This is a genomic window from Streptomyces sp. NPDC026301, assembly GCF_055567935.1.
Genome location: NZ_JBVHPN010000009.1, coordinates 112,926 through 138,251, shown reverse-complemented (window position 1 = coordinate 138,251; position 25,326 = coordinate 112,926). Strand labels below are relative to the sequence as shown.

Annotated in this window: 23 protein-coding genes; 7 read left to right on the top strand and 16 right to left on the bottom strand. The window is 72.4% G+C overall.

The features are described 5' to 3' along the window. Positions 1–11 precede the first annotated feature (11 nt). On the top strand, positions 12–566 hold the full coding sequence (locus ACZ4MH_RS17760) for a PPA1309 family protein (RefSeq protein ID WP_351594855.1): 555 nt from the start codon (positions 12–14) through the stop codon (positions 564–566). Between the two features lie 155 nt (positions 567–721). Here the strand turns inward: ACZ4MH_RS17760 and ACZ4MH_RS17755 are convergent, their stop codons facing one another. The 4 genes from ACZ4MH_RS17755 to ACZ4MH_RS17740 form a co-directional block, all read right to left on the bottom strand. Beyond that, positions 722–1,816 carry a YlbL family protein gene (locus ACZ4MH_RS17755; RefSeq protein ID WP_351594858.1) on the bottom strand — a complete coding sequence of 365 codons (1,095 nt, stop codon included), beginning with the start codon at positions 1,814–1,816 and terminating at the stop codon, positions 722–724. A 57-nt stretch (positions 1,817–1,873) separates the two neighbouring features. After that, positions 1,874–2,059, bottom strand: coding sequence for a hypothetical protein (locus ACZ4MH_RS17750; RefSeq protein ID WP_351594861.1), 186 nt, complete (start codon positions 2,057–2,059; stop codon positions 1,874–1,876). Between the two features lie 276 nt (positions 2,060–2,335). Then, on the bottom strand, positions 2,336–2,815 hold the full coding sequence (locus tag ACZ4MH_RS17745) for a molybdenum cofactor biosynthesis protein MoaE (RefSeq protein ID WP_351594864.1): 480 nt from the start codon (positions 2,813–2,815) through the stop codon (positions 2,336–2,338). A 208-nt stretch (positions 2,816–3,023) separates the two neighbouring features. Next, positions 3,024–4,175: an SDR family oxidoreductase gene (locus ACZ4MH_RS17740; protein WP_351594867.1), complete on the bottom strand. Its 1,152-nt coding sequence runs from the start codon at positions 4,173–4,175 to the stop codon at positions 3,024–3,026. A 247-nt stretch (positions 4,176–4,422) separates the two neighbouring features. On the opposite strand from ACZ4MH_RS17740, the gene ACZ4MH_RS17735 reads away from it, so the two are divergent. Together ACZ4MH_RS17735 and ACZ4MH_RS17730 are read left to right on the top strand one after the other, a co-directional pair. Continuing rightward, entirely contained in the window at positions 4,423–5,913 is a 1,491-nt protein-coding gene (locus ACZ4MH_RS17735) for a zinc-dependent metalloprotease (RefSeq protein WP_351594870.1), read from the top strand. Continuing rightward, a complete protein-coding gene (locus ACZ4MH_RS17730) occupies positions 5,910–6,446 on the top strand; it encodes an NUDIX hydrolase (RefSeq protein ID WP_351594873.1) in 537 nt (178 codons plus the stop codon). The genes ACZ4MH_RS17735 and ACZ4MH_RS17730 overlap by 4 nt, the downstream gene beginning before the upstream one ends. A gap of 79 nt (positions 6,447–6,525) precedes the next feature. Here the strand turns inward: ACZ4MH_RS17730 and ACZ4MH_RS17725 are convergent, their stop codons facing one another. The 4 genes from ACZ4MH_RS17725 to ACZ4MH_RS17710 form a co-directional block, all read right to left on the bottom strand. Further along, positions 6,526–7,284 (bottom strand): AIM24 family protein, encoded by a 759-nt coding sequence (locus tag ACZ4MH_RS17725; protein ID WP_031067362.1) that lies wholly within the window; start codon positions 7,282–7,284, stop codon positions 6,526–6,528. A 20-nt stretch (positions 7,285–7,304) separates the two neighbouring features. Then, positions 7,305–7,988 (bottom strand): AIM24 family protein, encoded by a 684-nt coding sequence (locus tag ACZ4MH_RS17720; protein WP_351594877.1) that lies wholly within the window; start codon positions 7,986–7,988, stop codon positions 7,305–7,307. Positions 7,989–7,999: 11 nt separating this feature from the next. After that, positions 8,000–9,745 carry a TerD family protein gene (locus tag ACZ4MH_RS17715; protein ID WP_351594880.1) on the bottom strand — a complete coding sequence of 582 codons (1,746 nt, stop codon included), beginning with the start codon at positions 9,743–9,745 and terminating at the stop codon, positions 8,000–8,002. Positions 9,746–9,872: 127 nt separating this feature from the next. Next, positions 9,873–10,472 (bottom strand): M48 metallopeptidase family protein, encoded by a 600-nt coding sequence (locus ACZ4MH_RS17710; RefSeq protein ID WP_031067354.1) that lies wholly within the window; start codon positions 10,470–10,472, stop codon positions 9,873–9,875. A 470-nt stretch (positions 10,473–10,942) separates the two neighbouring features. On the opposite strand from ACZ4MH_RS17710, the gene ACZ4MH_RS17705 reads away from it, so the two are divergent. The 3 genes from ACZ4MH_RS17705 (at position 10,943) to ACZ4MH_RS17695 (ending at position 14,446) form a co-directional block, all read left to right on the top strand. Next, positions 10,943–12,115: a ThiF family adenylyltransferase gene (locus tag ACZ4MH_RS17705; protein ID WP_351594883.1), complete on the top strand. Its 1,173-nt coding sequence runs from the start codon at positions 10,943–10,945 to the stop codon at positions 12,113–12,115. A 344-nt stretch (positions 12,116–12,459) separates the two neighbouring features. After that, on the top strand, positions 12,460–13,941 hold the full coding sequence (locus ACZ4MH_RS17700) for an ABC1 kinase family protein (protein ID WP_351594886.1): 1,482 nt from the start codon (positions 12,460–12,462) through the stop codon (positions 13,939–13,941). 187 nt (positions 13,942–14,128) lie between these two features. Beyond that, on the top strand, positions 14,129–14,446 hold the full coding sequence (locus tag ACZ4MH_RS17695) for an OsmC family protein (protein WP_351594889.1): 318 nt from the start codon (positions 14,129–14,131) through the stop codon (positions 14,444–14,446). Between the two features lie 25 nt (positions 14,447–14,471). On the opposite strand, the gene ACZ4MH_RS17690 is transcribed toward ACZ4MH_RS17695, so the two are convergent. The 5 genes from ACZ4MH_RS17690 to ACZ4MH_RS17670 form a co-directional block, all read right to left on the bottom strand. After that, positions 14,472–14,723, bottom strand: a complete 252-nt coding sequence (locus ACZ4MH_RS17690; RefSeq protein WP_351594938.1) for a hypothetical protein — start codon at positions 14,721–14,723, stop codon at positions 14,472–14,474. A 434-nt stretch (positions 14,724–15,157) separates the two neighbouring features. Next, positions 15,158–15,481: a hypothetical protein gene (locus tag ACZ4MH_RS17685; RefSeq protein ID WP_351594892.1), complete on the bottom strand. Its 324-nt coding sequence runs from the start codon at positions 15,479–15,481 to the stop codon at positions 15,158–15,160. Beyond that, positions 15,478–15,831, bottom strand: a complete 354-nt coding sequence (locus ACZ4MH_RS17680) for a WhiB family transcriptional regulator (protein WP_351594894.1) — start codon at positions 15,829–15,831, stop codon at positions 15,478–15,480. Before ACZ4MH_RS17680 ends, ACZ4MH_RS17685 begins: the two co-directional genes overlap by 4 nt. A gap of 146 nt (positions 15,832–15,977) precedes the next feature. Then, a complete protein-coding gene (locus ACZ4MH_RS17675; protein ID WP_351594897.1) occupies positions 15,978–16,334 on the bottom strand; it encodes a hypothetical protein in 357 nt (118 codons plus the stop codon). Between the two features lie 193 nt (positions 16,335–16,527). Beyond that, complete coding sequence (locus ACZ4MH_RS17670) at positions 16,528–18,861, bottom strand: ATP-dependent DNA helicase UvrD2 (protein ID WP_351594900.1); 2,334 nt, start codon at positions 18,859–18,861, stop codon at positions 16,528–16,530. A gap of 129 nt (positions 18,862–18,990) precedes the next feature. On the opposite strand from ACZ4MH_RS17670, the gene ACZ4MH_RS17665 reads away from it, so the two are divergent. After that, positions 18,991–19,248, top strand: coding sequence for a glutaredoxin domain-containing protein (locus ACZ4MH_RS17665; RefSeq protein WP_351594903.1), 258 nt, complete (start codon positions 18,991–18,993; stop codon positions 19,246–19,248). Positions 19,249–19,332: 84 nt separating this feature from the next. Here ACZ4MH_RS17665 and nudC read toward each other — a convergent pair whose 3' ends face one another. The 3 genes from nudC to ACZ4MH_RS17650 form a co-directional block, all read right to left on the bottom strand. Beyond that, a complete protein-coding gene (gene nudC / locus ACZ4MH_RS17660) occupies positions 19,333–20,268 on the bottom strand; it encodes an NAD(+) diphosphatase (protein ID WP_351594906.1) in 936 nt (311 codons plus the stop codon). A 91-nt stretch (positions 20,269–20,359) separates the two neighbouring features. After that, a complete protein-coding gene (locus tag ACZ4MH_RS17655; RefSeq protein ID WP_351594909.1) occupies positions 20,360–21,760 on the bottom strand; it encodes a dipeptidase in 1,401 nt (466 codons plus the stop codon). Between the two features lie 10 nt (positions 21,761–21,770). After that, positions 21,771–25,289: an ATP-dependent helicase gene (locus ACZ4MH_RS17650; RefSeq protein ID WP_351594912.1), complete on the bottom strand. Its 3,519-nt coding sequence runs from the start codon at positions 25,287–25,289 to the stop codon at positions 21,771–21,773. Between the last annotated feature and the right edge of the window lie 37 nt (positions 25,290–25,326).

Here is a 25,326-nt window from a genome sequence, read left to right as displayed (position 1 = left end):
CGATATTCCACATGACCAACCTCCCCGTTGACGGCACCCCTCTCGCCGCCGACCCACTGACCCGCGCCGTGCTCGAAATCGACGAGTACGCCGCCGGGATCGGCTGGGACCAGCCCGCCCGACTGTTCGCCCTCGTAGACACCGCGCGCCTGCGCGACGAAGAGCCCGCGCTCGCCGCCCAGCTGGGCATCGACGAGAACGCCGACGCCTCCCTGACCCCCGTGGAGCAGGACGAGGTCCCCCCGACCGTCCCGCTCGACGAATTCCTCGGCACCATCGCCTGGCCCGACGCGGTGGCCGGCTGCGCCATGACCGTGGAGCGGCTGATGCTGCCGCCGTCCGCCGAGGAGTCCGTGCCGGCCGGCATGGACGAGGACGCGCTCGCCAAGTGGGTCGCCGAACACCCCGAACGCCAGGAGGTCCGGATGACCGTGGCGGTGCTGCGCGACGGCCGGCGCGAGTCGGCGCTGCGGCTGCGCGAGAAGGACTCCACCGCCGAGGTGCTCACCGGAGCCGATCTCGTACCGGGCCTGGCGGAGGCCCTGACGGCGACGTTCGAGGAGTAGCCGGTCCAGCGCCCCGGGGGGCTCGGCGGCTCAGGGGCGCGCTCGCGGGGGGCTCGGGGCGCTTACGGGGGCTCGGGGCGCTTACGGGGGGCTCGGGGCGCTTACGGGGGGCTCGGGGCGCTCGGCAGGAGCGCCCGTACGGCCCCGAGCTGCCGTCAGGAGTGCGCGGCAGGCGTGCAGCTGGGCAAGTGCGCCGTGTCGCCCTTGCGGATCTTCGTCAGCGCCTGCATCGCGTCGTGAATGGTGTTCACCTTGACGAGCCGGAGCCCGTCCGGGGTGTCCTTGGCCGCGGTGGCGCAGTTGTCCTTCGGGGTGAGGAAGTACGCGGCGCCCTTGTCGCGGGCCGCGACGATCTTCATGGAGATGCCGCCGATCGGCCCGACCCTGCCCTTGTCGTCGATCGTGCCCGTGCCCGCCACGAAGTTGCCGCCGGTCAGGTCGGTGGGCGTGAGCTTGTCGACGATCCCGAGGGCGAACATCAGGCCCGCGCTCGGACCGCCGACATCGGCGAGCTTGATGTCGATGTCGAACGGGAACGTGTGATCGAGGCCGGCCTGGATGCCGACGATGGCCCGGCCGTCCGTGGCCTTCTTGGTCGTCAGCGAGACCTGGCGGCCGCCGGAGGGCTTCTCGCCCTTCTTCTCCGCCGCGGCCGCTTCCTTGGCCGGGACCAGCGTGAAGCTGACCTTCTCGCCCGCCTTGCGCTTCGTGACCAGCCCGGCGACGTCCGCCGGCCGCTTCACCGCCGTACCGTCCACCGCCTTGATGACGTCACCGGCGTGCAGCGTGCCGTCGGCCGGGGTGTCCTTCATGACCGAGGCGACCACGACCTGTGAGTTCACCGGGATGTGCAGCTCGTCCAGGGCCGCCACCTTGGCGCTCTCCTGGGACTGGCTGAACTCCTCGGCGTTCTCCTGGTCGGCCTGCTCGGCCGTCTGGTTGTCCGGGTAGAGCGTCTTGTGCGGCACCACGGCGCTGTCGTGCGCCAGCCAGCCGTACGCCGCCTCGAAGAGGTTCATGCGGTAGTCCGGGCCGGTGACGCGGACCGTCGTCATGTTGAGATGACCGGACGTCGGGTACGTCTTGCGGCCGTCGATCTGCAGCACCGGCTCGCCCGCGTGATCGCCGAGGGTGTTGACCGTGGGCCCCGGCGTCATCTGCGCGTACGGCACGGGAATCAGCACCCCGGCGCACAGCAGCGCGATCAGCATGAGGGTCGAAGCGAGGAGCGTCGCGGTCCGGCGTGGCATGGAACGACAGTACGGGACGGGTATGACAAGCGGCCCGCGGGGCCGTCCGTACGGGGCTCAGGCCGCGTCGGAACGGACCTCCACGGGCGGCACGTCCTCGCGCTCCATGGCCTCCCGGAAACGGGCGTACCCGGCGAGCTCCGCGACGTCCCCGGCCTTGCGGTACCTCATGGTCCAGGTACTCCACACGACGGCGGCCAGTGCGGCGAGAACCGGAATCACCAACCAGAGAAGCGCACCCATAGCGGCCTCCCGACCCCTTGTACACAACCGCAACGACGAATAAGCAGATTAACCATCCGACAGCTCAACGCTCAGGCCCGGGGGCGGGTTACGCAACCGGAGGACGATGTCGGCTGTCCGGCTGATCACCGGGCGTCTGCGGCGGGGCGCCCGTAGAGGGCGCGTACCCACTTACGGGCAGCTCACCGCTCCCGTGCGCCCCATGAATGCGTCCTACACGCTTTCTTTACGCCATGGGAGCGAACCGACCACGTCGCGCGCCCCGAGAGGGCTGCGCTAGGCCCCCACCCACTCCTCTGTCCCGTCCGAAAACGTCTGGTGCTTCCAGATCGGGACCTCGTGCTTGAGGTCGTCGATGAGCCGTCTGCACGCCTCGAACGCTTCCCCCCGGTGCGGGCAGGACACCGCCACGACGACCGCGAGGTCACCGATGCGCAGATCCCCCACTCGGTGGACCGCGGCCAGCGCCCGGACGGGGAATTCCGCGGCCACCTTCTCCGCGACCCGGCGGAGCTCCGCCTCGGCCGTCGGGTGTGCGGAGTAGCCGAGCCCGTCGACGTCCGAGCCGCCGTCGTGCGAGCGGACGGTGCCGACGAACAGGGCGGTCCCGCCGGACGCGGCGTCCCCGACGGCCGTGAACACCTCGTCCACGGACAGCGGCGTGTCCCGGATGCCCAGCAGCCGGATCGGATCCGCCGTCCCCTGCTCACCGGGGTGATCGGGGTGCGGCGACGGGTGGTGGTTCGTACCAGACATGGGCCCATCGTGCCCCACGGACGCGGCGCGGGGGAATGGCTGTTTCACCTGGTGTACCGACCGCCTTATGGAGGGTCCTACCAGACCGTAGGGGGACTGCTGCCGTGTACGGACGACGCATTCCCGCCGTCCGGAGGGAGCCGCCGCTTCCGTACGGTTCCCGGCACTCCTGTGGCGCGCGTGCCCCGAGAGGCGCCGCCGCGCTGGCTCAGAGGCGCCGCCGGGCCTTACGGGCGCGGCGTACGAGCGCGGCGGTACCCAGCAGCGCGACGGTCGCCCCCGCAGCACCGGCGGCGGTGGCGTCCTTCCGGCCCAGCCGGCGCCCGGCCACCGTGTGCCGCCCCGCGACCTCCTCCAGGAGCTCGGCGAGCACCTCTTCATTGGTCCAGCCGGGCCGCCAGCCCGCTTCGTGCAGCCGGCTGCCGCTGACCACCCACGGGTGCATCGTGTACGCCAGGTCGCCGGCGGGCGAGGGCGTGAGCCCGATCCGGTGCAGCCGGGCGGCGGCGCCGAGGGCCACCGAGGAGGGCAGCTCCATCCTGCGGATGCCGGTGAGCTCCTCGACCTCCTCCTGCTCCAGCCAGCCGTCGCAGCCCACGGCCAGCTCGCCCTCGACCTTCTCCAGCGCGGCGTACTCCAGGGCGCTCACCAGGTCCTCCACGTGGCAGAACTGCCAGGTGGGGCGGGAGCCCGCGACGACCAAGAGGCGCGGTGACTCGAAGTACCGGGTCAGCGCGGTGTCGGTGCCGCCCACGAGGACGGCGGGGCGCAGCACGGTGACGTTCAGTCCGGGGTGGGCGCGCGGCGCCCGGTGCGCCAGCCGTTCGATCTCCATGAGGTCGCCGACCCCGGTGGCGTCCGCGGTCGCGCGCAGTTCGGCGTCCTCGGAGAGCGGGACGTCGTTGTCGGGCAGCGCCCCGTAGACCATCGCGGAGGTGCACAGGACGACCCGGTGCACGCCGGCCGCGGCGGCCGCGGTCAGGACGGTCTGGGTGCCGCGCACGTTGTACGCGGTGCGCGCTGCGGGGTCGGTCTCCAGGTCGAGGTCGAGCGCCAGGTGGACGACGACGTCGGCGCCCCGGAGCTTCTCGGCGATGGCGGGGTCGCGGACATCCAGTACGTGCCAGTCGGCGTCCTCGTCGTCCCCGCGCCGCTCATCGATGGCCACGACCCGCTTGACCTCATCGGACTCCAGCAGGGCGCGGGTCAGCAGCGCGCCGATGCCGGAGGCGGCGCCGGTGACCGCCACGACGGGGCGGTGCTGCGGCGCTGCTGCCGCGGGGACGGTCGTATCGGGCGTCTTCTCGGGCCTGGCAGCACTGTTTCGCGCTGCGCGAACGGTCGGATCTGGGGAACTCACCGGGCGTCTCCAGCGGTTGTCTTCAGTACGTATGCGCACCGGCGCGTACGGACCAGCGTGCGTCCATCCTGCCGCAGGCACCCCGACAGCCAAGCACCGAGCCCCGGAGCGGCGCGGGTGTCACAGGGGGCGCCGGACCGTCTTCTCCGCGGCCGCGGAGAACGGCCGGACACCCTCTAGGCTGGAAGGGAATGTCGGGCAGCCGCCGTCGGCCCGGGGCCGGCGGCCCTACGAGCCGAGGAAACCCGTGAGTGACAACCCATTCGGATTCGGCCTTCCGCCGGAGGAGCCGGAGGACGGCGACAACGGCAAGCAGAAGGGCGGCCAGGGAGGTAACCAGGGCCCCGCGAATCCGTTCGGGTTCGGCGGCGGGAGCGGCGGCGCGGACAATCCGTTCGCGGCGCTCTTCGGCGGCATGGGCGGGCCCGGGGGCGAGATGAACCCTGGCGACCTCGGAGCCGCCTTCCAGAAGCTCGGCCAGATGCTCTCGTACGAGGGCGGCCCGGTGAACTGGGAGATGGCCAAGGACATCGCGCGCCAGACGGTGGCGCAGGGCGCCCCGGACGGCAGCAAGGACGCCAGCGTGTCGCCCGGTGACCGGGCCGCGGTCGAGGAGGCCGTGCGCCTGGCGGACCTGTGGCTGGACGGCGTGACGTCGCTGCCGTCGGGCGCGGGCAGCGTGGTCGCCTGGAGCCGCGCCGAGTGGGTCGAGGAGACCCTCCCGGTGTGGCAGGAGCTGGTCGACCCGGTCGCCGAGCGCGTCGGCGCCGCGATGGGCGACGTGCTCCCCGAGGAGATGCAGGCCATGGCCGGCCCGCTGCTCGGGATGATGCGCTCCATGGGCGGTGCGATGTTCGGTACCCAGATCGGGCAGGCGCTCGGCACGCTGGCCGGCGAGGTCGTCGGTTCCACGGACGTCGGGCTGCCGCTGGGCCCGTCGGGCAAGGCCGCCCTGCTGCCGGGCAACGCCGAGGCGCTCGGCTCCGGCCTGGGTGTGCCGCCCGAGGAGGTGCGGCTGTACCTGGCCCTGCGCGAGGCCGCCCACCAGCGTCTCTTCGCCCACGTACCGTGGCTGCGCTCGCACCTCTTCGGTGCGGTCGAGGGCTACGCACGCGGCATCAAGGTCGACACCAGCAAGCTGGAGGACGCGGTCGGCCAGCTCGACCCGGCGCATCCGGAGCAGCTGCAGGACGCGCTGCAGCAGGGCATGTTCCAGCCCGAGGACACCCCGGAGCAGAAGGCCGCGCTGGCCCGTCTGGAGACGGCGCTGGCGCTCGTGGAGGGCTGGGTGGACGCGGTGGTGCACGCCGCGGCGGCCCCGCACCTGCCGTCGGCCGACGCGCTGCGCGAAACGTTGCGGCGGCGCCGGGCGACCGGCGGCCCGGCCGAGCAGACCTTCGCCACGCTCATCGGCCTGGAGCTGCGCCCGCGGCGCCTGCGGGACGCCTCGCGGCTGTGGGCCTCGCTCACGGACGCGCGCGGCCTGGAGGGCCGGGACGCGCTGTGGTCGCACCCGGACATGCTGCCCACGGCGCAGGACCTGGACGACCCGGACGGCTTCGTGCACCGCGAGCAGCTGGACTTCTCCGAGCTGGACAAGATGCTCGGCGAGGCGGCGAGCGGCGCGGCCGGGGGCGGCACTCCGGACCTGACCAAGCGCGAGGGCGCCGAGGGCGAGCGCTCCGAGGGCGACGGTTCCGAGCGCAAGGACGGCGACGAGGGCGACGGCGCCAAGTGACCGTCGGCCTTCATGAGGACGCGGCGCGGGTCCTGAAGGAGTGGCCCGCGCCCGCTCCCGACCAGGAGCGGCTGCGGCTGGCGTATCTGGATCACCTGGCCGCGTACCCGGACGGCATGTGGAAGCCCTGCGGCGACGGGCACATCACCGCCAGCGCCCTGGTGGTCGACCCGTCGCGCGGCCGGGTGCTGCTCACGCTGCACAAGAAGCTGCGGATGTGGCTGCAGATGGGCGGCCACTGCGAGCCCGAGGACGCCACGCTGGCGGACGCGGCGCTGCGCGAGGCGCGCGAGGAGTCCGGCATCGCCCGGGGGCTGACGCTGCTGCAGGGCGGCCCGGTGCGCCTGGACCGCCATCACACGCCCTGCGCGTGGCACTTGGACGTGCAGTACGCCGCGCTGGCCCCGGAGGGCGCCACGGAGGCGATCAGCGACGAGTCGCTGGACCTGCGCTGGTTCGCCTACGAGGAGGTGCCCGACGTGGCCGACGAGTCGGTGGTACGGCTCGTGGAGCGGACGAGGACGCTGCTGTAGGACGCGCGGCGAGCGGGCCCGGCACCGGTTGGTGCCGGGCCCGCTCGCGCGTCCCTGAGACGCCCGGAAGGCGCCCTGCTCAGTTGGTGAAGATGTTGCCCTGGTTCTGCCCGTGGGCGCCGCGCTGCCCCATCCCGTACTGGGCGGCGAGACCCTGCCCGATGACGGCGTTCTGCGGCGGCAGCAGCTCGCTGGGCTGGACGAGCGCGTAGCCCTGTCCGAGGAAGCTGAGCTCCCAGCCCTCGCCCGTGCTGCCGCGGCGCCGCCACACGCCCGAGGAATGCGTCTGCGCCTGCATCTGGACGCGCAGCGAGGTCGACCAGGCGACCACCGCGTCCGCGTCGGCGTTGACGTACTTGTCGGGCGTCACCTGCATCATCAAGGGCTGGCCCGAGGTCATCAGCGCGACCTTGCCCCGCCCCGAGATGTTGAGCTGGTACTTGCCGGTGCCGGAGATGCCGTACTGGCTGTCCACGGAGATGACCTCCCAGTGGAGCGTGGAGTCCAGCGCGAGCACGTAGTTGCTGTCGACGGTCAGCCCGTCGTGGTCGACGTCCACGAGGTGGACGTGCTGGGCGAGGTTGGCCAGGTAGACCGTGCCCTGTCCGGAGACGCGCATCAGGTCCAGGCCCTCGCCGGCCCGGGCGCGCCGCCGCTGCTGGTTCGGGGTCTGGTACTCCCCGTCGAATTCGAGCAGCCCCTGATAGGCGACCATCGTGCCCTTACGGGCGAGCAGGTCCTCGTGACCGGTCAGCGCGACCCGCAGCAACTGCGGGTTCTGCAGCGCGTACCGGTCCTGGGTCTGCGCCTCTGTGTAGGCGAAAAGCGGGCTCTGCATGGTTACGGAAGTCCTCCCCCTCAGCCCCGGGCCCGGAGCCGGTCGGCGCTGTCCTCGCTGGGCTGTACGACCACGAAGCCCTGGCCGGAGAAGCCGAGCTGGTACGCCTCGCCGCTGCCGCGCCCGATCATCGAGGACGCCTTGAAGCTGCGCTTGCCCTTCACGTTCAGGTTCGTCGACCAGGCCACGAGCGCGTCCGGGTCCACGTAGGTCTCGTCCTCACCGCGGCCGCAGTCGACGACGATCGGCGTGCCGCGCGAGGTCAGCGCGACCCATCCGGTGCCCGCGATCCCCACGTTGAACAATCCCTGTCCCGCGAACTTCGCCATCCCCTTGACGCGCTGCACGCCCCACTGGAGGTGCGCGTCGAACGCGAGCAGGTTGGTGCCGTTCACGGAGATGGCGTCGTCGTTGAGATTGAGGCACACGACGTCCGCCCCGTAGTCGGCGAGGTAGAGCAGGCCGTCGCCGCTGGCCTTCATCAGGGGCGCGCCCTCGCCGGTCAGCCACTGGGAGGCCACCTGGCGCACGGCCGGCGGGTTCGGCTCGTACTGGACGAAGCCTTCGTAGGCGACCATCGAGCCGGTGCGGCAGAAGACGTCCTGGCCGCTCTGCATGGCGATCTTCACCATCGCACTGCCGTGGTTCTCCATGCGGGCCACGGGTGCGGTCGGGGCATAGCCCGAAAGCTGCTGCTGAGTCATGACGGGCTCCCTCAGACCTCGTAGGGCTGGACGACGATGAAGTTGCCGGGAGCACCCCGGAACTGGAGGTTCACGGACTCGCCCGAGTGACCGGGGTACGCGCTGCGGCGCAGCCGCACCTGGCTGGAGATGATCACCTGGGAGGCGGCGGACCACGCGACGATGGCGTTGGCGTCCGCGAAGGTGGTCGGCGTGACGGGCAGTACGACGGGCGTGCCGGCGGTCTTCACGACCACCGTGCCGGTGCCCTGGAACTGCATGGTGAACAGCGCGCCCCCGGGGATGCCGTGCCCTTCGATACGGCGCACCTCGTGCTGCAGCGACTCGTCGAAGGCCAGCACGCTCTCGGCGTTGACGCAGATCGCGTCGCCCTGCAGCTCGATGGGGTGCACATGGGCGCTGTCCTCCGCGAAGAAGACCTGGCCCTGGCCGGAGCAGCGCATCAGCTGCATCTCCTGGCCGGTGGCGTTGCCCACGATGCGGCCGCGGAAGCCGGCGCCCTTGTAGCTGAAGTCGACCTTGCCCTGGTAGAGCACCATGCTTCCCTGGCGGGCCAGTACCGGCTGCCCGTCAACGCCGAGGTCGACCCGGATCAGCTTCTCGCTCTGGGGCGTCCAGCGCTGCCCCGTGGCGGCCTCCCGGTACTTCTGCAGCGAGGCCTCCAGCCCGGGGCCGCCCTGCTGCGGCACGGCGTACTGCCCGCTGCCCTGCGGCGCCGGCTGCCCGTAGGCGGGCGGCTGCTGGCCGTACGGACCGGGCTGGGCGGGCGGCGGCACGGCCTGGCCCGGATAGGGCGCGGGCGCTCCATAGGGGGCCGCCGGGGCGGGGGCCCCGTAGGGAGCGGCCTGCCCCTGCTGCGAGCCGTCCTGCGGCGTACCGTACGGCGCCTGCGGCGGTGCGCCGGCCGGCGGCGCCAGGGGAGCGGCGATGGTCGGCGCCGCGTGCAGCTGCGCCTGCCGGTCCTGCTGCGGAGCCACCGGCTGCTGGGGAGCATGGGGCTGCTGCGGCGCGTCCGGCTGCTGGGCGAGGGCGGGCTCGGGCTGCGTGGCGTACGGCTGCGCGGGCTCCGGGACCGTGGGCTGCGGGGCACCGAAGCCGGGTGCCGGGGCCGGGGCGGGAGCCGGGGCCGGCTCGGCGGCCGCGGGCGGCGCGAAACCGGGCGCGGCCTCCGCGGCGGCGGGCGGCGCGAAGCCCGGAACGGCGTCCGGCTGCGGCGCGGCCTCCGCCTCCTCGGCGACCTCACCGCCGAAGTTCTTCAGCAGCGCCTCCAGACCGCCGTCGAACCCTTGTCCGACAGCCGCGAAGCGCCACACGTCCTTCATGTAGAAGTCGCCGAGCATGACGGCGCGCTCGGTACTGAACTCGGTCCCCGTGAAGGAGTACCGCGCGACTTCCTCTCCCCCGGCGACGATCCGGATGTACCCCGGACCGATCTGCGACATCTGCCCCGCACCATCGATCGCCGCGGTGAAGGACAGCTTCTGCACGTGCTGCGGGATCCGGTCGAGCGTGACCCGGAAGGACTCGGTGTCACCGGCCTGCGCACCGAGCTGCTGGAGGGACTCCTCGGGTGACTTCGGCTGGTTGAAGAAGATGAAGTACCGGTCGTCGGACAGCTTTTCGTCGGCGTCGAGGCCGAAACAGCTGATGTCGAAGGTCAGACCGGGACCGGCGATCCGTACGCCCACGTACAGATCCGTCCCTGCGGTCAGGTCACTGATCCTGGCCTTGTGGCCCCGTTGGAATTCCCTGGCCATACGTAACGACCGTCCCCCATCCGAGCTTGATTGCCTTGCACGTCAGGCTAACCGTCGGCCCGGACGCGGCACGATGCCGGGGCTCGACGGTTCTGTCACGAAAGTGACGGTCGGGACGGCCCCGCCGTCACTCGCTGCGCGCTGCGGGCAGGTGCGGCAGCCGATCGGCGGCGACCACTCCTTCGAGGTAGCCGCGCGCCCGCTCCGTACGTGGGTACGCCGTCAACAGCTCCCAGAAGCTGGGACCGTGTCCGGGCACGAGCAGATGGGCCAGCTCGTGCACGAGCACGTAGTCGATGACGTACTCCGGCATCCCCTGCAGCCGGTGCGAGAGCCGGATGCTGCCCTCGGCCGGAGTGCACGATCCCCAGCGGGTGTTCTGGTTGGTGACCCAGCGCACGGACGCGGGGCGGGCCCGGCCGCCCAAGTACTGCGCCGACAGCCGCTCGGCGCGCTCGGCCAGCTCGTCGTCGCCCAGCATCCGCTTGCTCTCCTGGGCGGCCAGCTTGTCCAGCATGACCGTCACCCAGCGACGCTCCTCGGCCTCGGACATCCGGGCCGGGATCAGGACGACGGTCCGGTCGCCCTCTCTGTACGCGGAGACCGTCCGCCGCCGCCGCGAGCTTCTGCGCACCTCGACCGCGCTGGTCGCGGACGCGCGGCTCTGCGGGCTCGCTACGGTCCTGCGCTGCGGGTCGGCGGCACGGTGCGGTGGGTCGGCGGGCACGCCCCGACGTTACCTTCTGGCGCCGGGCGAAGTCCCGTCCCCGAGCCGGGTCGCGGGCGAAACCCTCCATGACGGGTACAGAGACGCTCGGCGCTTGTACGACTAATCGCGCCTTCTGTGGATAACTTCCGGCACCGATCCAGCCTTTGCCGCATGATCGAGCCGTACGCCAGATCCGGACCTCCGCGGACGACCGGAAGGCCGGAAGACCGGAAGGCCCGAAGGCCCGAAGACCACCGCGAAGTCCGTGATCACCGTCCAGAAGTCCGTGACCATCTGCCCGCCCGACGGCACCACTGACCGGCACCGCACCAACGGGGGACGACATGCCGCACCCACACCCGACCATCTCACCACCCACACCGCCCTCAGCACCCGAATCGCCGAAATCCGCCTCCCGCCCCCGCCCTGCCCCTCTCTCCCCCAGCCCCTCGACTCCTCTCCCTTCTCCTCTCCCTTCCCCGCACCCGATGCTCAAGCCGGCTCTGCGGCGCGGCTGGCGGGACAGGGCCACCGTGCGCTTCGGCGTCGCCCCGGCCCACGCCGTGGTGGTGGGCCCGCTGGACAGCGCGACCGGCAGTCTGCTGAGCCTGATCGACGGCACCCGCAGCGTGGAGCAACTGGAGCGCGAGGCCAAGGCGCTGCAGCTGCCGCCGGGTCATGCCCGCGAAATCGTCGGCCGCCTGGACGCCGCCGGGCTGCTGGAGACGCCCGCCCGCGGCACACCGGCGACCGAAGCGCTCCAGGCCGACCTCCCCGCCTTCGACCGGCTGCGCCCCGACCTTGCCGCCCTGTCGGTACGCCATCGCGACTCGGCGGGCGCGGACGAACGGCTGTGGGCGCGCCACTCCGCACGGGTACGGGTGCGCGGCACGGGCCGGGTGGGCGCGTCGATCGCGGCGCTGCTCTCCGCTGCGGGCGTCGGGCAGGTGGACGTGCAGGACGGCGGCCGGGTCGAGCCCTGGGACGTACTGCCCGCCGGATTCCCCGCCGACCGTGTCGGCGAGCGGCGGGACGTGTCCGCCCGCCGCCTGGTCAGCGCCTCCTCTCCATGGACACGACGAACCGGCCCACGCACAGGGCGAACGGGCCGATCCGCCCGGCCCGCCGATGGCGCGTCCGCCCCGCCTGATGAGGCGCCCCTCGCCCTGACGGTGCTCGCCCCACGGGACGGCCTGGCCGCCTACGCCCCCGATCCCCGGCTCGCCGAGTCCTACCTCGCCACCGGCATGCCCCATCTGTACGCGGGCGTGATCGAGGCCACGGCAGTGGTGGGGCCGCTGGTGCTCCCCGGCGACTCGGCCTGCGCCGGCTGCTGGGAGCTGCGCCGGACGGACGCCGAGCCGGCCTGGCCCCGGCTGCTGGCCCAGTGGCGTTCGGGCCGCGCCGCGCCGGTTGTGCCCGCGTGCGACGCGGCGCTGGCCACGACCGTGGCGGGACTCGCCGCGACACAGGTCCTGACGTTCCTCGACGGGCATCTGCCACCCTGTACGGGCGCACGGACGGAGCTTGCGCTCCCTTGTATGAGCTGGGACATCGATCAGATCGAGGCTCATCCCGAGTGCCCTTGTGGCGCGGCGCGCTCCCCTGCCACGGCAGCCGCCTCGGATCCTCGTCCCCGACACGCCACAATGACGGAGTAACCCCACCCGGGGCCAGCGCGAGTTGGAGGGGCGCATGCCGGCACAACCTCACCCAGCGGTCACCGATCCCGCGGACGCCGACCGCGCCGTCCCGGCCGCCTCCACCCACCCCGCCGACCGTTCCGACTCCACCGAACGCTCGGACTCCACCGAACGCCGCTCCGACTCCATCGGCTTCACCGGCATCACCGATGTCATCGATCTTGCTGATACTCGACCGGCCACTCCCACCGAACCGGTCGTGCCAACTGATCCGTCCGCTCTGACCGATCCGACCGCTCTGACTCACCTGACCTGTGGGAACAACGCTCCCGGCCGAGTCGGGACCTTGGGAGGACGTGCACATGTCTGATCTGCCGCGCAAGGCCGTCGTCCGTACCGCCAAGCTCGCCGCCCTCCCCCTGGGCTTCGCCGGACGCACCGCACTCGGATTGGGCAAGCGCATCGGCGGGCGGCCGGCGGAGATGATCGCCACGGAGCTCCAGCAGCGCACGGCCGAGCAACTGTTCGCGACGCTGGGCCAGCTCAAGGGCGGGGCCATGAAGTTCGGGCAGGCGCTGTCCGTCTTCGAGTCGGCGCTGCCGGAGGAGATCGCCGGGCCTTACCGCGCCGCGCTGACCAAGTTGCAGGAGGCGGCGCCGCCGCTGCCCTCCGCCACCGTCCACGCGGTGCTCGCCCAGCGGCTGGGCGAGGACTGGCGGGAGCTGTTCGCGGAGTTCGACGACAAGCCGTCGGCCGCGGCGTCGATCGGGCAGGTGCACCGGGCGGTGTGGCACGACGGCCGCGAGGTCGCGGTGAAGGTGCAGTACCCCGGGGCGGGCGAGGCACTGCTCTCCGACCTCGCCCAACTGGGGCGGTTCGCCCGTCTGCTGGGCCCGCTCATCCCCGGGATGGACGTCAAACCGCTGATCACCGAGCTGCGCGACCGGGTCTCGGAGGAGCTGGACTACGGCCTGGAGGCAGCGGCTCAGCGCACGTACGCCGCGGAGTTCGCCGACGATCCGGACGTCGTGGTGCCGGCCGTCGTCCACCAGGGCGACCAGGTGCTGGTCACGGAATGGATGGACGGAGTACCGCTCTCCGAAGTGATCTCGGGCGGCAGCCCGGAGGAGCGGGACCGCGCCGGACAACTGCTGGCCCGCTTCCTCTTCTCCGGCACCGCGCGTACGGGCCTGCTGCACGCCGACCCGCACCCGGGCAACTTCCGCCTGCTGACCGGGGACGCGCCCGACGGGCTGCCGGAGGAATGGCGGCTGGGGGTACTGGACTTCGGCACGGTCGACCGGCTGCCGGACGGGCTGCCGCCCACGATCGGCACGTCGCTGCGGATGACGCTGGACGGCCGGGCGGATGCGGTTTACGAGTTGCTGTGCGAGGAGGGATTCGTCAAGGACTCCGTCGACCTGGAGCCGGACGCCGTCATGGACTACCTCCTGCCGATCATCGAGCCGGCGCAGGCCGAGGAGTTCACCTTCACCCGGGGCTGGATGCGCACCCAGGCCACCCGCATCGCGGATCCCCGTTCCCCCGCCCACCAGCTGGGCAAGCAGCTGAACCTGCCGCCGGCGTATCTCCTGATACACCGCGTGACGCTGAGCACGATCGGCGTGCTGTGCCAGCTGGGCGCGACGGTCCGGCTCCGCGACGAACTCACCACGTGGCTACCGGGCTTCGTTGCGCCCGTGACCACGCCCGAGCCCGCTCCGTTCCCCACCCAGTCCACTCGCGACACCTGCTCCGACATGGAGACGGACGCCGGCGCCGGCAGGGGTTCCCGGAGCGATACGACCGCGGACGAGGAGGACGCGGAAGAAACCTCCGCCTGACCCGATCCCGGACCGCCTTCGCCGCAACCGCCACCTCGTCTTCGCCGCAACCATTGCCTTTGCCGCGACCACAGCGACACCGCTGCGACCACCATGCGGACCGCTCTTCTCGGCATGTGGTGGCCGTCGCTAGCCTCCGCGAAAAGAGGCGGGCGAGAAGCGGGACAGGGAAGGGCAGGGGAAACGGATGGCTGTCGAGGCGCGGATGCCGGCGATTCCCTACCAAGTGGCTTACCGGGCCGGGAAGAACGAGGGTGTCGCGGACACCTGCAAGGCGGACGTGGGCGGTTCGGCAGGCATGCGGCCGCACGAACTCCTGGAGGCCGCGCTCGCCACCTGCATGACGATCACGGCGCGGATGACGCTCGCCGATCTCGGCGTGGCGGGGATCGGCGAGACGGGGATCGGCGAGGCAGAGGGCGGGGTGAGCGCCCGGGTGGTGCTGGGACGCGGGGAAACGGCCACGGACTTCCGTTACGCTTCTCCCCCGTTTGATGCCCGCTGACGGCCTCGACGGCGGGCATGGGTGATCACCACCAGGCCGAGTCCAGGCGGGATTCGATGGCGCGGAGATGGGTGCGGGCGCAGGTTTCGCAGAAGTAGCGGCGGGTGCCGTTCTCGACGGAACAGGTCCAGGTCGCGGGCGTACCATCGGCCACCGCGCCACACCGGGCACACACCATGCCCTCGCCCGCCCCGACGGGCCCGCCCGTCCGGGAGGACCGGTCGGTCCGGTCGGTTTCGTCGGTCAACTCCGCCCGTTCATGCGTCTCATGGTCCACTGCCCGACGATATCTCCACCAAGGCCGACAATACGTGCACAACGCACCAGTAAGGCGGTGCGTGTCGGAGCACGACTCCGGCATCCCGGCGCACGGCCCAGCCGCCCCGGCGCACGGTCCACGCACCGGGTGCACGTTCCACCACGACGGCGCACGATCTGATCGAGATATCGCAAGGCGCGATCAGATCCGATCCGGTCCGACCCGGTCCAGGAGTCGCGGCGCACTATCCGATCCAGAGGTCGCGACGTACGGCCCCCCCGAGCCGCTGATCTGCCAAGTACCAAGTACCAAGCACTCCCTGCCTCTGCCCCTATCTCTTATCTCTGGCCCTACCTCTACCCCCTGTCCCTTCCTCCCACAGCGCGTAGCGCGCCGCACTGCCCGGGAGGGGCGTGGGGCGCGCTACGGGGTGGGCAGGTGAGGGGCGGGTGTCACTGCATGACGGCCATGGCCAGGGCGCGGCGGGCGCGGAGGGAGACGCGTTCGGCGCGGCGCTGCATGCGCCGGGCCGTGGCGAGCCGGAGAGCTCTGCGTTCGGTCTCGGCCTCGCGCAAGCGCTGATGGATATGGGCCCTCGCCAGGGCTTCTGGGATGAGTTGCATTTCACGGGTCCTGTTCTGACGACGCTCGTTCGCGCCGGAGTTCGCGGGGGCGGGGGTGTCGGTGAAGGACGGGTTCATCGTGGGGTCCTGCTTCTGGGGGTCCCTGGTGGCGGGACGGTCGATCGTTCCTGTGCCTGTGCCTGTGGTGTTCATGCCGCGACCGGGTTCTTGCGCGGACGGCCACGCGGGCGCTTCCGGGCGACGACGACCCCCTGGACGAAGAGCTCACCGCCCCAGACCCCCCAGGGCTCGCGGCGGTCCTTGGCACCGGCCAGGCATGCCTCGCGTACGGGGCAGGTCTGACACAGCGACTTGGCGTACTCGACGTCGGCCGGCGACTCGGCGAAGAAGACCTCCGGGTCGTAGGTGCGGCACGGGACGGCGGCGCCGAGGCGGTCGATCTCGTCGTCGAGCTCGGTGAGGGGCAGCAAGGAGTTCTCCTGGGAGTCGGGCGGGGGAATCAGGTCGGTGGCGACGGACGGGGTGTGCGTCTGGAGTTGCACGGTGGTGTGTTCCTCGTCTGTTCGGCCCGGCTGGTGGCTGGGCTGTCGTGTAGCGCCCTCTGCCGGCTGCAGAAGGACAAACAAAAGGGCCGCGGATCCCGGTGTGGGTTCCGCGGCCCTGGAAGGTGCCGACCTGATCTCGCCGATCAGGCTGGATCACTCCAGGGTTCGAGCCCGCGGAAGGCCCACATGTTCTGCTGCTGCGTGGCGTACTGAGTCGTGGCGTACTGAGTCCGGGATTCGGCACCATTGGCCGCCGCAAAGGCAAAGGCGTGCCCGTTTGCCGCTGCTGCTACCTCAGGTGCCTTGGTCGGTCGCTCGCTGCGCTCGCGAATCGGAAGAATCGCGAGGGTCGCGGGACGCGCTGCCTCGACGCCGGACGGACGGACGGAACCGGACAGGCCGGCTCCGGACAGACCGGTGCCATGGAGCGAAGAGCCGAGCGGGCAGGTGGCGGCGACCGAGAGATCGGTCATTTTCTGGGTCTCGATGAAGCTGATCACTGGTCTCGCCTCCTTTCGGCGTCTTCGGGGACCGATGCGAACCGGTCCGGGTTGTTCAGTACAGCACGAATCCAACGGTTCTCGGAAGGCCCGTTGTCTCCGTGCTTCCGAAGGCTATGGGGATGCGCTCCGCGCGCGCAAACTATTTTTCCGACGACTTTTCCGCGTCGCAGGAACCGTTCCCCGGAAGCCTTCATTCCGTAGCGTCCTCGTCACCTCCGGCCCGGTCCGTCGCGAGTTCTCCACCGGGGAGTTCCTCTCCCGCGCACAGGGCCAGGACGTCGGCGCCGAATCTGCCGAGCTTGCGCCTTACTACTCCAGGGATGCTCGCCAGCTCCTGTTCGGTTCCCGGAACCGCCTCGGCTATCGCCATGAGTGTCTTGTCGGTGAAGACGCAGAATGCCGGCTGCCCCAACGCCTCGGCCTGCGCCGCGCGCCAGTCCCGCAGCCGCTCGTACAGCCCCTCGTCGAGGTCGGAGGGGCAGTCCTCGCAGCGCATCAGCTTCATCTCGCCGCCGTCGCTGAGCACCCGGCCGCACACCCGGCAGCGGATCGGCCCGCGGCGCTTGCGGGGGACCGCGTCCCGCTCCTCGCCGCGGCCGGCCGCTCCGCCGGCGCCGCGCTCGATACCGCCGGCGCCACCGGGCGACCGCTGTCCGGCGGCCCCGGAGCCCGGTCGCAGCCCTTTCAGGAACCGGCTGGGACTCCGGTGGGCCCGGCCGCCGGGAGACCGCGAGAGAGCCCACGAGAGGCTCAGGTGGCGCCGGGCGCGCGTGATGCCGACGTACAGCAGGCGGCGCTCCTCCTCCTGCTGCTCGTCCGTCTTGGCGTACGTGATCGGGAGCATGCCGTCGGTGAGGCCGACCAGGAAGACCGCATCCCACTCCAGGCCCTTGGCGGCGTGCAGCGAGGCGAGCGTCACACCGTCGACGGTCGGGGCGTGCTGGGCATTGGCCCGCTCGTCGAGCTCGGCGACCAGGTCGGCGAGGGTGGCCCCGGAGCGGGCCCGCGCGAAGTCCTCGGCGAGCCGGACCAGGGCGGCCAGCGACTCCCAGCGGTCCCGCACGGCGCCGGAGCCGGCCGGCGGCCGGTCGCCCCAGCCCATCTCGCTGAGCACGGCCCGGACCTCGGAGGGCAGGTCCATGGCGTCGTCCAGCAGGGCGTCGTTCCCACCGAAGCGGGCGGCGGCGCGCAGCTTGTGCCCGGCCTCGCGGACCTCCGGACGCTCGAAGAACCGCTCGGCCCCGCGCAGCTGGTACGGCACGCCCGCGTCGGCCAGCGCCTGTTCGTACACCTCGGACTGGGCGTTGATGCGGAACAGGACGGCTATTTCGCCCGCGGGCACGCCGGAGGCGATGAGGTCCCTGATGCGGCGGGCGGTGCCCTCCGCCTCGGCGGGCTCGTCGCCGTACTCGGTGTGCACCGGCTCCGGGCCCGCCTCGCGCTGGGAGATCAGCTCCAGGCGGTGCTCGGCGGCGCGGCCGCGGGCCTGGGCGAGGAGGCCGTTGGCGAGGTGGACGATCTGGGGGCTGGAGCGATAGTCGCGGACCAGCTTCACGACGGTCGCGCCGGGGTGGCGGGTGCGGAAGTTCAGCAGGTGATCGGGGGTGGCGCCGGTGAAGCTGTAGATCGTCTGGCTGGCGTCGCCGACCACGCAGAGACTGTCGCGGTCGCCGAGCCACAGCTCCAGGAGGCGCTGCTGGAGCGGGCTCACGTCCTGATACTCGTCGACGACGAAGTGCTGGTACTGGGCGCGGACCTGCTCGGCGATGTCCGGGCGCTCCTGAAGCACGCCGACCGTGAGCAGCAGCACGTCCTCGAAGTCGATGACGCCGCGGTCCCGCTTGAGGTCCTCGTAGGTGCGGTAGATCTGGGCGATCTCGGCGGGGTCGCGGGGGGCCTCGCGGGTCGTCTTGGCCACGGCGGCGGGATAGTCGGCCGGCACGGTCTGGGTGACCTTGGACCACTCGATCTCGCCCGTGACGTCGCGCAGCTCCGTGCGGTCCAGGCGGATGCCGGAGCGGGCCCCGGCCTCGGCGACCAGCTGGACCTTGCGGTCCAGCAGCCGGGGGACCTCGCCGCCGACGGCCTTGGGCCAGAAGTACTGGAGCTGGCGCAGCGCGGCGGAGTGGAACGTACGGGCCTGGACGCCGCCGGCGCCGAGCTGGCGCAGCCGGCCGCGCATCTCGCCCGCCGCACGCGCGGTGAACGTGACGGCCAGGACGGTGCTCGGCTGGAGGATGCCCGCGCGGACGCCGTAGGCGATGCGGTGGGTGATCGCGCGGGTCTTGCCCGTGCCCGCACCGGCCAGCACGCAGACGGGGCCGTGCAGCGCGGTGGCGACCTCGCGCTGCTCGGGGTCGAGCCCTTCCAGCACCGCGTCGGCGTCCGCCGGGGCGACGGGGAAGTTCGTCGCCTGCGGTGCCTGCGGGAAGAGGGTGGGATCCGTTGCTGCTGTCACCCCGCCATGCTGCCAGGTCCACGGCGGCAGCCGAGAATGTTGTCCACAGCCGGGCTCGGCGGTCATACGAATACGCGCGCCCCGTAGGCGGCCGGGAATGGCCGGGAGTGGTCGCGCGTTGAACCGTTCCGGCCGCGGCAGATGCCGCGGTCCCCAGCAGCGCACAGCTGACCAGCACAAAGGAGTACGGGACTCATGGCGGGCACTGTCACGATGTACAGCACCACGTGGTGCGGTTACTGCCGTCGGCTCAAGGGCCAGATGGACCGCGAGGGCATCGCGTACACCGAGGTCAACATCGAGCACGACCCGGAGTCGGCGAAGTACGTGGAGACCGTGAACGGCGGCAACCAGCTCGTGCCGACGGTCGTCGTGGTTCCCGAGAGCGGCGGCGAGCAGCACGCCATGGGCAACCCGCCGCTCGCGTGGATCAAGGAGAAGCTCGCCGCCTGACGCTCGCGCGGCGCGCATGCTGTGAGGCCGGACACGTGAGGGCCGGAACCCGACGGTTCCGGCCCTCACGCATGTCCGCGGCCGCTACGGCTTCGGCAGCGGCTTGCCGTACCAGAGCTCGATCAGGCGGGCCGCGATGGAGATGCCGTACGGCGGCAGCACCTCGCCCGATTCGAACGCCTCGCGCAGGTCCTCGCGGGAGAACCAGCGGGCCTCCTCGATCTCCTCGCCGTCCACCTGGATCTCGGGCGAGGTGGCGCGGGCCATGAAGCCGAGCATCAGGCTGGAGGGGAAGGGCCAGGGCTGGCTGGCGACGTACTCGACGTCCCCGACGACCACGCCGGCCTCTTCGTAGACCTCGCGCCGCACCGACTGCTCGATGGACTCGCCGGGCTCGACGAAGCCGGCGAGCGTGGAGAACCGGCCCTCGGGCCAGTGCACCTGGCGGCCGAGCAGCGCGCGGTCCTCCTCGTCGGTCACGAGCATGATCACGGCCGGGTCGGTACGCGGGTAGTGCTCGGCCCCGCAGGCCTGGCAGCGGCGGATGTGGCCGGCGGCCGCGATGACCGTGCGCTCGCCGCAGCGCGAGCAGAAGCGGTGCAGCCGCTGCCAGTTCTCCAGGGCGACGGCGTGCACGAGCAGCCCGGCGTCGCGCTCGGACAGCAGCAGGCCGGCCTCGCGCAGCCCGGCCGGGCGCGCGGACTGGTCCATGCGCCCCGGCAGCGAGTCCTTCTGCAGCGCGAAGTACCGGACGCCGTCCTCGTCCTGGCCCAGGTAGTAACGGTGGGTCTCGGTCATCGGCGCCTCGAAGGAGGGCGTCATGACCAGTTCGGTGCGGCCGTCCGGGGTGTCGTCCACCAGCGCCTGGCCGCCCGAGACCACGAAGACGCGCGTCGTCGGGTGGCTCCACGCCGCGGCGAGCCATGCCTCGTCGAGTCGGTGATGCGCGCTGCGGTCGATGCCACTGTCGGCGCTGAAGGTGATGGGCCGGTGTGCGTCGTGATCGATCCGGGTGGTCACTGGTGTTTCCAACTCCCCCTATGCGAGAGGTGCGGGCTGCGTACGGATATGGGGCGGCGGCACTACGAGGGGCCCGACCGCGGAGAACGGGTCATGCCGGGCGCCAGTTCTCCGCCAGGTCGCCCCACAGATACGCCGCGGTCTCGACGCCCTTCATGAGCAGGTCCAGCTCGACCTTCTCGTTGGGCGCGTGCCAGCCGTCGGACGGGACGGAGATGCCCAGGAAGAGCACCGGGGCGCCGAGCGCGTCCTGGAGGTCGGCGGCGGGCCCCGAGCCGCCCTCCCGGGTGAAGCGGACCTGCTGTCCGAAGGCCCGGCCCATCGCGCGGGCGACCGACTGCAGGGCGGGGTGGTCCAGTGGGGTCAGACAGGGCCGGGTGGCGCCCCAGAAGGTGATGTCGTGCCGGATGCCGGCCGGCAGCCGCTCGGCGACCCAGGCACGCACGGCCTTCTGGACGGCGTCCGCGTCCTGGCCCACGACCAGCCGGAACGACAGCTTCAGCTGGGCGGAGGACGGGACGATGGTCTTGCCGCCGGGGCCTTGGTAGCCGCCGCCGATGCCGTTGACCTCGGCGGTGGGGCGGGCCCAGATGCGCTCCAGTACCGAGTAGCCCGCCTCGCCGAGGGCCGCGTGCGAGTGCGCCGTGCGCAGCCACGCGTCCTCGTCGAAGGGCAGCTCGGCGAAGAGCTCCCGCTCCCGCTCCGTGAGCTCGATCACGCCGTCGTAGAAGCCGGGGATCGCGACCCTGCGGTCCGCGTCGTGCAGCGCGGCGGCCAGCCGGGCCGCCTCGGTCGCCGGGTTCGGCACGGCGCCCCCGAAGGAACCGGAGTGGATGTCCTGGTCGGGGCCGTACAGGTCGATCTGGCAGTCGGTGAGGCCGCGCATCCCCGTGCACACCGTCGGGGTGTCCTTCGCCCACATGCCGGTGTCGGAGACGATCACCGCGTCGCACGCGAGGCGGTGCGCGTGCTTCGTGATCAGCGCGGGGAAGTTCGGCGAGCCGGACTCCTCCTCGCCCTCGATGAGCAGCTTGAGGTTGACGGCGGGGGCGGTGCGGCCGGTCGCTTCGAGGTGCGCCCGCACCCCGAGGGTGTGGAAGAACACCTGGCCCTTGTCGTCGGCGGCACCGCGCGCGTACAGCTTGCCGTCGGCGGTGTGCGGCTCGAAGGGCTCCGTGTGCCAGCCGTCCTCACGGGCGGCGGGCTGCACGTCGTGGTGGCCGTAGACCAGCACGGTCGGGGCCTCCGGGTCGCCGGACGGCCACTCGGCGAACACCGCGGGCAGGCCCTCGGTCTCCCAGACCTCGGCGGTCGGGAAGCCGGTCTCGGTGAGCTTCGCGGCGAGCCATTCGGCGCTGCGGCGTACATCGGGGGCGTGGCTGGGGTCGGCCGACACGGAGGGGATGCGCAGCCAGGCGCCGAGGTCGTCGAGGAAGGCGTCACGTCGGCTGCTGATGTACGTGCGGACAGCGCTGTCCGGGGTGCTGCTCATACCCCTGAGCCTATCGGCCCGTGTGGGTCGCACGGTCGTCGGTCTCACCTCCGTGACCGGCTGGGGACGCCCGGTCGCCGTCGTACGCCTCCGCCGCGCCGTCCGGCGCCTCGCCGAGCAGGATGCGTTCCAGCTCGCGGCGGCCCGGGAGGCGGTCGGGGCGCACGACCTCACCGCTGCGTACGTACACGAAGGCGGCGCGCACGGCGGACAGCGGAACGCCGCGCTGCTCGGCCCACCCGAGGCGGTACAGGGCCAGCTGGAGCGGGTCGGCGTCCTGGCCGCGGCCGGTCTTCCAGTCGACGATCTCGTAGGTGGGGCCTGCATAGCCGTCCGCCGCCTCCGGATCGGGGTCCTGGCGGTAAACGGCGTCGATGCGGCCGCGGATGAGCCGGCCCGCGAGGGTGAGCTGGACCGGCGCCTCCACTCGGTGCGGGGTGCGCCGCGCATACGGGGTGCGCGCGAACGCCTCCTTGAGGACGGCGAGGTCCCGCTCGTCGGCGATGCCGTCCTCGTACGGCTCGTCGTCGGCCGCGCCGGGCAGCTCCTCGGGGCCGAGCATCGGCAGCGTCAGCTCCTCGAAGCGGGACTCGACCCAGGCGTGGAAGCGGGTGCCGCGGCGCGCGGCGGGCTGCGGGGGGCGCGGCATCGGGCGGGCCAGCTCCCGCGCGAAGCCGTCCGGGTCGGCGGCCAGCCGCATCAGCTGCGAGGCGCTGAGCGAGACCGGCAGCGGCACGTCCTGGACGCGCGCCCTGGACCTGCGCAGCTCGCCCGCCAGCGCGTCGAGGTCCCGGTCCCAGGAAGCGATCGCCCGCCGCTCCTCGGGGACGAGCGTGGTCGCCGCGTCGGCCGCGTCGCCGTCCCGGGCCGCGGGGACGGTGGGGGCGGCTCCACCGGAGTACTCGGGAGAGCCCGGGTGCGCGGGGTCGGGCGCGGGCGCGGGGACCTCGGCCTCGGGGGCCCCGATTCCTTCGGAGGCGGCGTCGGCGGGGGCGCCCGCTTCGAGGTGCCGCAGGCGCTCCAGTACCGCTTCCGCCGCTCCCCGGCGCCGGGCCATCGCCTTCGGGTCCAGCGGGAGTGGCCACTCCCCCGTGCCGTCGTCGGCAGCCGCCACGAGGGCCGGGTTCTCCGCGTCCTCCTCGGGGGGATCGGCCCACTCCTCGACCTCGCCGTGGCCCGCCTCGCAGTGCGCGCGCAGCGCTTCCAGGAAGTCCGACGGGCCGCGCGGCTTCTTCTGGTCGGGGCCCCACCAGTGGCCGGAGCCGAGCAGCAGGGAGCGGGGGCGGGTGAACGTGACGTACCCGAGGCGCAGCTCTTCGGTGGACTGGTGGTCCTTCATCGCCTCCTTGAACGCCTTCATGCCGCGGCTGTCCCACTGCTGCACGTCGGGCAGGGTGTCGGCGTCGCCGCGCAGGCCGTGCGGCAGCACCTTGGCCTGGCTGGTCCAGGACTCGCGGGACCGGCTGCTGGGGAACTGCTTGTCGACCAGCCCGGGGACCGCGACCACGTCCCACTCCAGGCCCTTGGACTTGTGCGCGGTCAGGACCTTGACGGTGTTCTCGCCGCCCGGGAGGGAGCTGTCCAGGCCCTTTTCGTGCTGCACGGCCGTGCGGAGGAAGCCGAGGAAGGCGAGCAGCGTGGCCTCGCCGTCCAGGGCCGCGAAGCCGGCGGCGACGTCGAGGAAGGAGCTCAGGGTCTCGCGGCGGCGGGCGGCCAAGGCGTGCGGCGAGGCGGACAGCTCGACGTCGAGCCCCGTAGTGGCCAGGACGCGGTGCAGGACGTCCATCAGGGGGTCGCCGAGGGAGCGGCGCAGGTCGCGCAGTTCGGCGGCGAGGTGGGCGAAGCGGACCCTGGCGTCGGCCGAGAAGGGCAGCCCGGCTCCCGGCCCGTCGCCCTCGTGAGAAGCGCCGTCCGTCCCGAGGAACGTGTCCAGCGCGTCGGCGAGGGAGATCACCTCGGCGGGGTCGGTGCCCTCGACGGCTTCGACGAGGCGCCGCTCGGGGTCGTCGGAGGGCCCTTCGTGGTGCACGAGCGTACGGGCCAGGCGGCCGAGCAGGGCGAGGTCCCGGGGGCCGACGCGCCAGCGCGGCCCGATCAGGAGGCGGACCAGGGCGGCGTTGGCGGTGGGGTCCTGGAGGACCTCGCAGACGGCGACCAGATCGGCGACCTCGGGGAGGTGCAGCAGCCCGGAGAGGCCGACGACCTCCACCGGGATGTCGCGCGCGACCAGCTCGCCCTGGATACGCGCGAAATCGCCGGCCGTACGGCACAGGACGGCGATCTCGCCGGGCGGCGTGCCCGTACGGACGAGGTGCGCGAGGGAGTCGGCGAGCCAGCGCATCTCGTCGGCGTGGGTGGGCAGCAGGGCGCAGCGCACGATGCCGTCGCGCTCCGCGCCGGGTGCCGGGCGCAGCGCCTCGACGCCTTCGTGGCGCTCGCGCAGCGGGGCGGCCAGGCCGTTGGCGAGGTCCAGGAGGCGGCCGCCGCTGCGGCGGTTCTCGCTGAGCGCGAAGCGGCGCGCCGGGCTGCCGTCGGCGAACGGGAAGTGCCGGGGGAAGTCGTCGAGGTTGGCCACGGAGGCGCCGCGCCAGCCGTAGATGGCCTGGCAGGGGTCGCCGACAGCGGTGACGGCGTGCCCTGTACCCCCGCCGAAGAGCCCGGAGAGCAGCAGGCGCTGGGCGACCGAGGTGTCCTGATACTCGTCCAGGAGGACGACGGCGAACTCCTCGCGCAGCAGGCCGCCCACTTCGGCGCGTGTGGTGGCGAGCGTGGCGGAGAGGGCGATCTGGTCGCCGAAGTCGAGGAGGTCGCGGCGGCGCTTCTCGCTTCGGTACGCGCCGACCAGGTCGAGCAGCTCCAGGCGGCCGCGCACCGCCTCGGGGACCTGGCGCAGCTCGGCGTTGCTGAGCTTGGCGGCGTCCAGCTCGGCCAGCAGCCGGGTGTCGTGCGCGCGCAGCTCCTCGGGGGTGACGAGGTGCTCGGCGAGCTCGCCGTCGAGGGCGAGGAGGTCCTCGACGAGGGTGGGCAGCGAGGTGGTGAGCGCGGGATACGGGCCCGGCGCCGCGCGCAGCACCCGGGCGGCGAGCTGGAAGCGGGTGGCGTCGGCGAGCAGCCGGGCGCTGGGCTCGACACCGATGCGCAGGCCGTGGTCCTTCAGGAGCTGCCCGGCGAAGGCGTGGTACGTGGAGATGCGCGGCTCTCCGGGGGCGTCGTCGGCGCCGCCCCGGCCGGCCGGCACCGGATCGGGGTCGGTCACGCCGGCCGCGAGCAGGGCCGTGCGGACCCGCTCGGCCAGCTCGCCCGCCGCCTTGTTCGTGAACGTCAGGCCGAGGACCTGCTCGGGGGCCACCTGCCCCGTGCCCACCAGCCACACCACCCGGGCGGCCATGACCGTCGTCTTGCCGGAGCCGGCGCCGGCCACGATCACCTGCGGGGCGGGCGGCGCGGTGATGCAGGCCGTCTGCTCCGGGGTGAACGGGATGCCCAGCAGCTCTTTGAGCTGTTCGGGGTCGGTGATGCGTGCGGACACGTCCGAGACGGTAACGGGCGGCACTGACAACGGAGGA